Below are 10583 nucleotides of genomic sequence, written 5' to 3'. Positions count from 1 at the left end.
CACCGGTGTTCTTACGCAGCTCGATGAACTCTTCGATGTCCATGTGCCAGGTTTCCAGGTAGGCACAGACAGCGCCTTTGCGTTTGCCACCCTGGTTCACGGCGACGGCGGTGTCGTTCACAACCTTGAGGAACGGTACAACGCCCTGGGACTTGCCGTTGGTGCCCTTGATGTACGAACCCAGTGCACGCACCGGCGTCCAGTCGTTGCCCAGGCCACCGGCGAATTTGGACAACATGGCGTTGTCGTGGATCGCGTGGTAGATGCCCGACAGGTCATCCGGCACGGTGGTCAGGTAGCAGCTGGACAGCTGTGGACGCAGGGTGCCGGCGTTGAACAGGGTCGGGGTCGACGACATGTAGTCGAAGGACGACAACAGGTTGTAGAACTCGATGGCACGGTCTTCTTTCTGCTTCTCTTCGATCGCCAGGCCCATGGCCACGCGCATGAAGAACACTTGCGGCAGTTCGAAGCGTACGCCGTCCTTGTGGATGAAGTAACGGTCGTACAGGGTTTGCAGGCCCAGGTAGGTGAACTGCTGGTCACGCTCGTGGTTGATCGCCTTGCCGAGTTTTTCCAGGTCGAAGGTGGCCAGGACCGGGTTCAGCAATTCGAATTCGATACCCTTGGCGATGTAGGCAGGCAGCGCCTTGGCGTACAGGTCGGCCATCTCGTGGTGGGTGGCGCTGTCGGCGACTTTCAGGAAGCCCAGGCCTTCGGCACGCAGGGTGTCCATCAGCAGACGTGCGGTCACGAACGAGTAGTTCGGCTCGCGTTCAACCAGGGTACGGGCAGTCATCACCAGCGCGGTGTTGACGTCGGTCAGGGCCACGCCGTCGTACAGGTTTTTCAGGGTTTCGCGTTGGATCAGGTCACCGTCGACTTCTTCCAGGCCTTCGCAGGCCTCGGTGATGATGGTGTTCAGGCGGCCCAGGTCCAGCGGTGCAAACGAACCGTCGGCCAGGGTGATGCGGATCGATGGGTGAGCTTGTACCGCAGCTTCTTCAGCCGGGGAGCGCACGGCACGTTCCTTGGAACGGGCGTCACGGTAGATCACGTAGTCGCGCGCCACTTTCTGCTCGCCGGCACGCATCAGGGCCAGTTCGACCTGGTCCTGGATTTCTTCGATGTGGATGGTGCCGCCCGAAGGCATGCGACGCTTGAAGGTCGCAGTGACCTGTTCGGTCAGGCGGGCAACGGTGTCGTGGATGCGCGACGAGGCGGCAGCGGTGCCGCCTTCAACTGCAAGAAACGCTTTGGTGATGGCGACGGTGATTTTGTCATCGGTGTAAGGAACGACAGTGCCGTTACGCTTGATCACACGCAATTGGCCAGGTGCAGTGGCAGACAGATCCAGGTTTGAATCAGCGGCCTGCGGCACGGAGCCTTGCGGGTTCTCGCGAGTTGTGTCGGTTTGCATGGGGGGTTGTCTCCACGTTCTATATTTGATTGCGAGTGCCAGGCTTTTTCCTGCAACACCCGTACCGTTTTCCATGTCGGGTATGGAGAACAGCTGCCATCCGCGTGAGCGGTTTGGTCTACTGAAAATCTGTTGGTTCCACGCCGCGCTAGCAAATAAAGCGCTTGAATTTCGAGCCACTTGTGTGGTTAGGCGCTTTGGTCAAAAACCCCACATGTAGGGTCTTCTCTGTCGCCGAGGTACAAGATAATGCGTTTTTGAGGGGTTAGCAACGCAGTAACCTGTGGATAACGTTGTGAGTAAAATGTGTAAGAAAGGTTCAATACCCGTGTAGGCCGCATTACTGCTGGATTGAACCGTTTGTCATTAAATGTTTCGGGCTCAAAACAACTGGCCGTTTTTCGAAGGGCGCGAACCCTATCACAAAAAAACACGATCACCGAGTGGATTTCCAGGCTTGTGCTAGAGGGCTGGCCCGTGGCTACAATCGGTCTTTGTTATGCCTACTAAACATTACAAATAAGGTGTGGCTGGCGAAGATCAAGTGGGAGGGGGCTTGCTCCCTCCCACATTCAATATCGCGACGAGGATCACCCGTGGAGCAAGAAGCCTGGCAAATATTGATTGTCGAGGACGACGAGCGACTGGCCGAGTTGACCCGTGATTATCTGGAGAGCAATGGCTTGCAGGTAGCGGTGGAAAGCGATGGTGCACTGGCCGCGGCCCGCATCATCGCCGAACAACCGGACCTGGTGATCCTCGACCTGATGCTGCCGGGTGAAGACGGTCTGAGTATCTGCCGCAAGGTACGTGAAGACTACGATGGCGTGATCCTGATGCTCACCGCACGTACTGATGACATGGACCAGGTACAGGGCCTGGACATGGGCGCCGACGACTACGTGTGCAAGCCCGTGCGCCCGCGCCTGTTATTGGCGCGCATCCAGGCCCTGCTGCGCCGTAGTGAGCCGCCTGAACCTGTCACCGTGGAGAGCCAGCGCCGCCTGCAATTCGGCCCATTGGTGGTGGACAACGCCTTGCGCGAAGCCTGGCTGCACAACGGTGGTATCGAGCTGACCAGCGCCGAGTTCGACCTGTTATGGCTGTTGGTGGCGAATGCCGGACGCATTCTGTCCCGCGAAGAAATCTTCATCGCCCTGCGCGGCATTGGCTACGACGGTCAGGACCGCTCCATAGATGTGCGTATCTCACGCATTCGCCCGAAAATAGGCGACGACCCGATTCATCCGCGCCTGATCAAGACCATTCGCAGCAAAGGCTATTTGTTCGTCCCCGAAGCTGCTGCCGATATGTCGCTGTGAACTCGATCTTCCTGCGCATCTACGGTGGCATGTGTGCGGCGCTGATTCTGGTGGCACTGCTGGGCGTGCTGGCGCTGCACTTGCTCAATGAGGTGCGCAGCGGCCAGTACCGCGAGCGCCTGGCCCACGGCACCTTTGCCTTGATGGGTGACAATCTGCAACCCATGAGCCCCATCGAGCGCCAACGCGCCCTGGCGGTGTGGGAGCGTTTGCTGGGGATTCCCCTGGAGCTGCGCCCTCTTAATGACGCCCATCTGGATCTGGCCCAGCGCAATCGCCTGCAACGCGGCCAGGTGCTGGTGGAGCAGACCGGGCCCCATGCCGCACGTGTCTTGCGCCTGGTCAGTGAGCAGGAGTCGTTGGTGTTGACCGGCGAAGTGCAGCAGATCAGTGAGCAATTGGCGCGCGCGACTATCTATCTATTGGCTGATGAACTGGTGCGTTTCCCGGTGGCGGAGCAGCCGCAGCGATTGGCTGACCTGAAGGAGGCCAAGGGTTTTGGCTTCGAGATGCACCTGATGGCCCTTGACCAGGCCGACATGGATGACGACCAACGCCGTCGTGTGTCGGAAGGCGATACGGTGATGGCCTTGGGCAAGGGCGGTGATTCGATCCGCGTGTTCGCCGGTATGGTCGGCACGCCCTGGGTCTTGGAAATCGGCCCGTTGTATCAAATGAACCCTTATCCGGTGCAATGGCTGATCCTGATTGCACTGATCAGCCTGACCCTGATCGGCTTGATCGTGTATTTCCTGGTGCGTCAGTTGGAGCAGCGTCTGCGGGGGCTGGAAGCGGCGGCTACGCGGATTGCCAAAGGCAGCCTGGAGGTGCGCGTGCCGGCCCGTGGGGCGGACTCGGTCGGGCGTCTGGCCGCGGCCTTCAATGGCATGGCTGAGCACCTGCAGCAGTTGCTGGCGATCCAGCGCGAACTGGTGCGTGCGGTGTCCCACGAACTGCGAACCCCAGTGGCGCGCCTGCGCTTTGGCCTGGAGATGATCGGTGACGCCGCCACCCCCGAGGCACGGCGCAAATACATGGAGGGGATGGACAGTGATATCCAGGACCTTGATGGCCTGGTGGACGAAATGCTCACCTATGCACGCCTGGAACAAGGTGCGCCGGAGCTGAATTTCCAGCGCATCGACCTCAACGCTTTACTCGATCAGGTCATCGGCGAGTTGTCGCCACTGCGCCCGCAGGTGAACGTGAGTCGGGGTGTGTGCCTGTCTTCGGCACATTGGGAGGACGCCTGGGTCGATGCCGAACCGCGTTACTTGCACCGTGCTTTGCAGAACCTGGTGAGCAACGCCATGCGTCACGCCCAGGGCCAGGTGTTGATCAGCTACCAGGTGGGTCAGGTGCGCTGCCGCATCGATGTGGAAGATGATGGCCCGGGCGTGCCGGAAAGTGCCTGGGAGCGCATCTTCACACCCTTTCTGCGCCTGGATGACAGTCGCACCCGTGCCTCGGGCGGGCACGGCCTGGGCTTGTCGATTGTACGGCGGATCATCTATTGGCACGGCGGGCGTGCGTTGATCAGCAAGAGCAACAACCTGGGCGGGGCGTGCTTCAGCCTGAGCTGGCCGAGGGACCAAGATAAATCCTGACACCGCTTTCGCGCTCTCACACTTGACCGAGTTCCAAGCTTGGAATGCAGTCAAATGTGGGAGCGGGCTTGCCCGCGAAAGCAATCTATCAGACGCCGATGGCAACCAGGCTCAGCAACTGCTCTCCATTCACTGCAAACTGCCCCTCCAGTTCCGTGCCATGACACCACTCGGCCGACAGGTCCGTGAGCAAACGCAATCGCACATGACCTGCATCGGACCATGCCAGCACCTCGGCATGCTCAAAGTAGAAGCGCTTCTGCACAATCGGGTAGAGCGCCTTGAACAAGCTTTCCTTGAGCGAAAACGTCAGCGTTACCAACAGGGCGATCTGCTCACGCGGCAGGATCGCCATGCGCTGCAGTTCATCAGCCGTCAGAATCTCCCCGGCCAAGCGCTCCGCCCGCTCCAGGCTCAGCAGGTTCTCCAGGTCCATCCCCAGCCCGCGCCATTGTGTCTTGTAGCCGACGATTGCGGCGGCATGCCCGGTGCTGTGGGTAATAGAGCCGCTGATATGCCCAGGCCACACCGGCGCTCGGTCTTCGCCGATGGCTGGGACACAATTGAGCCGGTCAAGTTGTTGCAGCGCCATGCGGGCACACACGCGGCCGGCCAGGAACTCGGCCTGACGCTTGGCCACCGAGCGCTGGATGCTGGGCGGCGGCGGCACGGCGCTGCGCTGGAAGTCATCGGCAATCAATAAGGCCGGGTCGAATCGGGTACTGAGAAATACCGTGCCCGGCAATGGCTCTGGCAGCGGCCAATGGGCATCGAGTGGGGTGCAGCAAGCGGGTAGGGGCGTCATGGGCGGTATTTTGCTTCAGTTGGTACGCCAGTGGATAGCCCGCCCCGGTTCAGGCGAGGTTCAGAGCCCGTTCAGGGGGAGTTCAGGGGCGCGTGCGTAGTCTGGCTCCAACAGCCAAACGCATAGAGGTAACCCCATGACTGCGATCAAACAGCTGATGTTGGCATTAACCATGCTCAGTGCCACTGCCGGAGTGCAGGCTTCGGACGGTGCCTTTGCGGCATTTGGCGGCGAGAAAACCAAGAAGTCCAGCAACCTGATCCACCGTGTCAGCTTTGAAGGCGCGGGTAGTCAGGCCGCGCCGTGGGGCCGACTGCTCGGGCAGACTGTCCCGCAACCGGGCTACCGCACCGGCTACGAACACCTGACGGGCCAATACAATGGCATTAAACTGCGCCCGCAAGACTTGCAGGGCCGCTATGATATCCCTCTGTCGGACAGTTGAATCGCCTTGGAGAGCCTTATGAAATTGCTGGTGGTGGAAGATGAGGCGCTGTTGCGTCATCACCTGTTGACCCGCCTGACCGACAGTGGGCACGTGGTCGAAGCCGTGGCCAATGCCGAAGAAGCCTTGTACCAGACCGGCCAGTTCAACCACGACCTGGCCATCATCGACCTGGGGCTGCCCGGCATGGGGGGCCTGGACCTGATCCGCCAATTGCGCACCCAGGCCAAGAGCTTCCCGATCCTGATTCTCACGGCTCGTGGCAACTGGCAGGACAAAGTCGAAGGCCTGGCCGCCGGCGCCGACGACTACGTGGTCAAACCCTTCCAGTTCGAAGAGCTGGAAGCGCGAATGAATGCCTTGCTGCGCCGCTCCAGTGGATTCACACAGTCTACGATTGTTGCGGGTCCCTTGTTGCTGGACCTCAATCGCAAGCAAGCCTCCCTGGATGAGCAGCCCCTGGCGTTGACCGCCTATGAGTACCGGATTCTCGAATACCTGATGCGCCACCACCAACAGGTCGTTGCCAAGGACCGTCTGATGGAGCAGCTCTACCCCGATGATGACGAGCGCGATCCGAATGTCATTGAAGTGCTGGTAGGCCGCTTGCGTCGCAAGCTGGAAGGCCCGGCGGGGTTCAAGCCGATCGACACCGTGCGCGGCTTGGGCTACCTGTTCAATGAGCGCTGCCGTTGATTCGCTCGCTTCGTGTGCGCCTGATGCTGGCGGCCGCCACCCTGGCCGTGCTGTTTATGCTGGGCTTGTTGCCCGCCATGCAAGGCGCTTTCAGCCTGGCGCTGCAGGATTCTATCGAGCAGCGCCTGGCCTCGGACGTCACGACGTTGATCTCGGCGGCACGGGTTGAAAACAACCGGTTGCTGATGCCTGCGCAGTTGCCCGATGAGCGTTTCAACCTCACCGACAGTCGGCTGCTGGGCTATATCTACGACCGCGAAGGCCATCTGGTGTGGCGTTCGCGGGCGACCCAGGAAGAAAACATCAACTATCGGCCGCGTTACGACGGACGCGGCAATGAGTTCGCACGCATCCGCGAGGCCAACGGTCAGGAGTTTTTTGTGTATGACGTCGAGGTCAAGCTGCTCGGTGGCAAAAGCGCAGCGTTCAGCATCGTCGCCCTGCAACCTGTGCGCGAATATCAGCTGACCCTTGAGGGGCTACGGGAAAACCTCTACCTGGGATTCGGCGCTGCCTTGCTTGTGCTGTTGACGTTGCTCTGGCTGGGTTTGACATGGGGCCTGCAAGCCCTGCGGCGCTTGAGCCAGGAGCTGGACCAGATTGAAAGTGGCACTCGCGAAAGCCTTACCGAAGAACACCCGCGCGAATTGCTACGCCTCACCGGCTCCCTCAACCGTTTGCTGCACAGCGAGCGTGAGCAGCGTGCGCGCTATCGCGATTCCCTTGACGACCTTGCTCACAGCCTGAAAACCCCGCTGGCGGTATTGCAAGGTGTCAGCGAGGACATGGCCCAGCGCCCCGAAGAGCGCGGGCAGGCCTGGGTTTTGCAATCGCAGATCGAACGAATGAGCCAGCAGATCGGCTACCAGTTGCAACGCGCCAGCCTGCGCAAAAGTGGCCTGGTACGCCACCAGGTACGCCTGGCGCCGGTGTTGCAAAGCCTGTGCGACACCCTGGACAAGGTATACCGCGACAAGCGTGTCACGGTGTCCTTTGACTTGCCGGACGAATGTGATGTGCCCATCGAGAAAGGCGCTCTGCTCGAAATGCTTGGCAACCTGCTGGAAAACGCCTATCGGCTCTGCTTGAGCGAAGTGCGCATCAGCCTGGTGGAAAACCTGGAAGGCACCGAGCTGTGTATTGAAGATGATGGCCCCGGCGTACCACCGGACCAGCGTGCACGCATTCTGCAACGGGGCGAGCGGCTGGATCGTCAGCACCCAGGGCAGGGGATTGGGCTGGCCGTGGTCAAGGACATCATTGAAAGCTACGGCGCGCGCCTGACCCTGGGGGATTCGCCGTTGGGTGGGGCGGCGTTCAAGATTCACTTTCCTGCCCTGTGATCCCTACTGGCTGTGCGGGCCCCATCGCAGGCAAGCCAGCTCCCACATTTGATCGGGTTCACACCATTAAATGTGGGAGTCGGGCTTGCCCGCGATAGCGTCTGTCCAGTCAACGTGCCTCTAACTCTCTTGCGCGCGATAGGCCCCAGGCGTAAGCCCCGTCCATTTCTTGAAGGCCCGATGAAACGCCGAGGGTTCGGAAAACCCCAGTTGTTCGGCGATTTCCTGCAAGGACAAATTGGCCCTTCCCAAGTGATAAATGGCGATGTCTCGCCGCAGTTCATCTTTGAGTGCCTGGAAGCTGGTGCCTTCTTCCCGCAAATGCCGGCGCAGGGTTTGCGGGCTGATGTGCAGGTGCTGGGCCACGGCCTCCAGGTCCGGCCAGGGGGTGCGGTCACGGCTCAACAAGCGGCGCAGTTGGCTGCTCAAGCTGTCGCCTTCATCCGGCCGTGACAGCAAGTCAGCGGGTGAGCGCTCCAGAAAATGCTTGAGCGTGCGTTCATCCTGCAACAGCGGCAGGCTCAAATAGCGGCTGGGAAACACCAGGCTGCTGCTTGGGGCACTGAACTCCTGAGGGCAGGGGAAGAGCAGGTCATACTCGCCGGCATGGGCCGGCATCGGGTAGCTGAAGGTTGCCTGATGCAACCGGATTCGCTGGCCGATCAGCCAACTCCCCAGGCGATGCCAGATCACCAGTAGGCATTCACTCAGGAAGTGATCAGGGTCCCACAGCTGAGAGTCATCGAGGCTTAAGCGAGCCATGTCGCCTTCTCTTGTCAACTGCCAGCGCGGACCTTGTGGGAATAGGCTATAAAATAATAAGCCGCGTTCCAGAGCCTTCTCCAGGGTGCGGCAGTGAATCAGCGCGTGGCACATCATGGCGAAGGTGCCGCGTTTACTCGACCCCTCGGCGAAGCCCAGGTATTCGTCGTCAAGCGCCAGCCAAAGCATTTGCAAGAGCCGGGTGAATTGCTCCGGAGCAATGCGGGCGCGGGGCTCGGTCAGCAACTCCGGGGTAATGCCCACCTGTTGCAACAGGGCGCAATAGTCGTAGCCCGCCCGGCGCGCACCACCGAGGGCCGCCCGGGCGTAGTGACTGGCGATGGTACGTTCACGCATGTGAGGGCCTCGTCCATGGAGTGGCGGATGTTAGCCATCACTGGGTGGTGCGACAAGGCGGATATCCGCCAAATTGTAGGACGGGATTGGACGAGTGGGCGGAAATCCGCCACCTGTCAGAGGCTGTGGAGAACGTTTGAAAATCCTCAGCCCTGATGTCTAAAGGCCTTCAGCGGATTTGACGAAAGTGGCACGGCGTTTGCGATAAGAAATGGCAGCGCAGGTTCGGACCTACCGGCGGCGCAAACAACAAATCCCTCCAGTGCAGGAGGGTTCGCAATTCAAGTGTCGTGGGCAATGGCGGATATTTGCCACACGGGACGATTGAGGAACTTTGCAATGACGACTCGTCAGCCACTGTACAAATCCCTGTATTTCCAGGTGATCGTTGCAATCGTTATCGGTATTTTGCTTGGTCACTTCTACCCGCAGACCGGCGTGGCCCTCAAGCCACTGGGTGACGGCTTTATCAAGCTGATCAAAATGGTCATCGCCCCGATCATCTTCTGCACCGTTGTCAGCGGTATCGCTGGCATGCAAAGCATGAAATCGGTCGGCAAAACCGGCGGCTACGCGCTGCTGTACTTCGAAATTGTTTCCACCATCGCCTTGCTGATCGGTCTGGTCGTGGTCAACGTCGTGCAACCGGGCGCCGGCATGCATATCGACGTGGCGACCCTGGACGCCTCGAAAGTCGCGGCCTACGTGACTGCTGGTGCAGACCAGAGCGTGGTGGGCTTCATCCTCAATGTGATTCCGAACACGATTGTTGGCGCCTTTGCCAACGGTGACATCCTGCAAGTACTGATGTTCTCGGTGATCTTCGGTTTTGCCCTGCATCGCCTGGGTGCTTACGGCAAACCGGTGCTGGACTTCATCGATCGCTTCGCCCACGTGATGTTCAACATCATCAACATGATCATGAAGCTCGCGCCAATCGGTGCCCTGGGTGCCATGGCGTTCACCATCGGCGCCTACGGTGTAGGTTCCCTGGTGCAACTGGGCCAGTTGATGATCTGCTTCTACATCACCTGCATCCTGTTCGTGGTCGTGGTGCTGGGTGCCATCTGCCGCGCTCATGGTTTCAGCGTGTTGAAACTGGTGCGCTACATCCGTGAAGAGTTGTTGATCGTACTGGGTACTTCCTCCTCCGAATCCGCACTGCCACGCATGCTGATCAAGATGGAGCGTCTGGGCGCGAAGAAATCCGTAGTAGGCCTGGTGATCCCGACCGGCTACTCCTTCAACCTCGACGGTACTTCGATCTATCTGACCATGGCTGCCGTGTTCATCGCCCAGGCGACTGACACTCACATGGACATCACTCATCAAATCACCCTGTTGCTGGTACTGCTGCTGTCCTCCAAAGGTGCTGCGGGCGTGACCGGTTCGGGCTTCATCGTACTGGCGGCCACCCTGTCGGCCGTAGGTCACCTGCCGGTGGCTGGCCTGGCGCTGATCCTGGGGATCGACCGCTTCATGTCCGAAGCCCGCGCCCTGACCAACCTGGTGGGTAACGCTGTTGCTACCATCGTTGTGGCCAAGTGGGTCAAGGAGCTGGACACCGACAAGCTGCAAAGCGAACTGGCGTCCGGTGGTAGCGGGATCTCCGATACCCGCCCGGAAGATGATCTGGGTGTGGCCGAAGGTCCTGCTCCAGCCATCAAGTAAATTGCTGCCGGCGTGAACTGACGCCGAAGCCATCCGCAAACGCCCCGACTGGTTCGGGGCGTTTGCGTTTGTGGCGCGTCACGGTGATGGCTTTTGTTTTACAGTAGGTAAATCGGTTGTAACGCTTGCAGGAGGTTTTGTGGACAGTGTGGATC

At 59.9% G+C, this 10583-nt stretch carries 9 protein-coding genes; 6 read left to right on the top strand and 3 right to left on the bottom strand.

Going from position 1 to position 10583, the window contains the following annotated elements; all coding sequences use genetic code 11:
- The coding region (locus ACRESD_RS12205) for an ATP cone domain-containing protein (RefSeq protein WP_431751126.1) at positions 1–1420 on the bottom strand (1420 nt) is incomplete at its 3' end.
- A 596-nt stretch (positions 1421–2016) separates the two neighbouring features.
- On the opposite strand from ACRESD_RS12205, the gene ACRESD_RS12200 reads away from it, so the two are divergent.
- Positions 2017–2742, top strand: a complete 726-nt coding sequence (locus ACRESD_RS12200; protein ID WP_431751125.1) for a response regulator — start codon at positions 2017–2019, stop codon at positions 2740–2742.
- Positions 2739–4349 carry an ATP-binding protein gene (locus ACRESD_RS12195; RefSeq protein WP_431751124.1) on the top strand — a complete coding sequence of 537 codons (1611 nt, stop codon included), beginning with the start codon at positions 2739–2741 and terminating at the stop codon, positions 4347–4349. The genes ACRESD_RS12200 and ACRESD_RS12195 overlap by 4 nt, the downstream gene beginning before the upstream one ends.
- Positions 4350–4437: 88 nt before the next feature.
- Here ACRESD_RS12195 and ACRESD_RS12190 read toward each other — a convergent pair whose 3' ends face one another.
- Positions 4438–5154, bottom strand: a complete 717-nt coding sequence (locus ACRESD_RS12190) for a 4'-phosphopantetheinyl transferase family protein (RefSeq protein ID WP_431751123.1) — start codon at positions 5152–5154, stop codon at positions 4438–4440.
- A 136-nt stretch (positions 5155–5290) separates the two neighbouring features.
- On the opposite strand from ACRESD_RS12190, the gene ACRESD_RS12185 reads away from it, so the two are divergent.
- From ACRESD_RS12185 to ACRESD_RS12175, 3 genes are read left to right on the top strand one after another with little or no spacing between them, the layout of a single operon-like run.
- On the top strand, positions 5291–5599 hold the full coding sequence (locus tag ACRESD_RS12185) for a hypothetical protein (RefSeq protein ID WP_431751122.1): 309 nt from the start codon (positions 5291–5293) through the stop codon (positions 5597–5599).
- Between the two features lie 18 nt (positions 5600–5617).
- On the top strand, positions 5618–6295 hold the full coding sequence (locus ACRESD_RS12180) for a response regulator transcription factor (protein WP_060756320.1): 678 nt from the start codon (positions 5618–5620) through the stop codon (positions 6293–6295).
- Positions 6292–7638, top strand: a complete 1347-nt coding sequence (locus ACRESD_RS12175; protein WP_431751121.1) for an ATP-binding protein — start codon at positions 6292–6294, stop codon at positions 7636–7638. The genes ACRESD_RS12180 and ACRESD_RS12175 overlap by 4 nt, the downstream gene beginning before the upstream one ends.
- A gap of 120 nt (positions 7639–7758) precedes the next feature.
- Here the strand turns inward: ACRESD_RS12175 and ACRESD_RS12170 are convergent, their stop codons facing one another.
- A complete protein-coding gene (locus ACRESD_RS12170) occupies positions 7759–8757 on the bottom strand; it encodes an AraC family transcriptional regulator (RefSeq protein ID WP_431751120.1) in 999 nt (332 codons plus the stop codon).
- 339 nt (positions 8758–9096) lie between these two features.
- On the opposite strand from ACRESD_RS12170, the gene ACRESD_RS12165 reads away from it, so the two are divergent.
- Positions 9097–10428, top strand: a complete 1332-nt coding sequence (locus ACRESD_RS12165) for a dicarboxylate/amino acid:cation symporter (protein WP_431751119.1) — start codon at positions 9097–9099, stop codon at positions 10426–10428.
- Positions 10429–10583 lie beyond the last annotated feature (155 nt).

It is taken from the genome of Pseudomonas sp. (assembly GCF_050739995.1).
Taxonomy (GTDB): Bacteria; Pseudomonadota; Gammaproteobacteria; order Pseudomonadales; family Pseudomonadaceae; genus Aquipseudomonas.
Note: the sequence above shows the minus strand (reverse complement) of the source record. Positions and strands in the feature narration are given on the sequence as shown.

Bases quoted from the DNA above. Each gene is read 5' to 3' on its own strand.
- ACRESD_RS12170 (WP_431751120.1), bottom strand. From the start codon at position 8,757: ATGCGTGAACGTACCATCGCCAGTCACTACGCCCGGGCGGCCCTCGGT.
- ACRESD_RS12165 (WP_431751119.1), top strand. From the start codon at position 9,097: ATGACGACTCGTCAGCCACTGTACAAATCCCTGTATTTCCAGGTGATC.
- ACRESD_RS12185 (WP_431751122.1), top strand. From the start codon at position 5,291: ATGACTGCGATCAAACAGCTGATGTTGGCATTAACCATGCTCAGTGCC.
- ACRESD_RS12180 (WP_060756320.1), top strand. From the start codon at position 5,618: ATGAAATTGCTGGTGGTGGAAGATGAGGCGCTGTTGCGTCATCACCTG.
- ACRESD_RS12190 (WP_431751123.1), bottom strand. From the start codon at position 5,154: ATGACGCCCCTACCCGCTTGCTGCACCCCACTCGATGCCCATTGGCCG.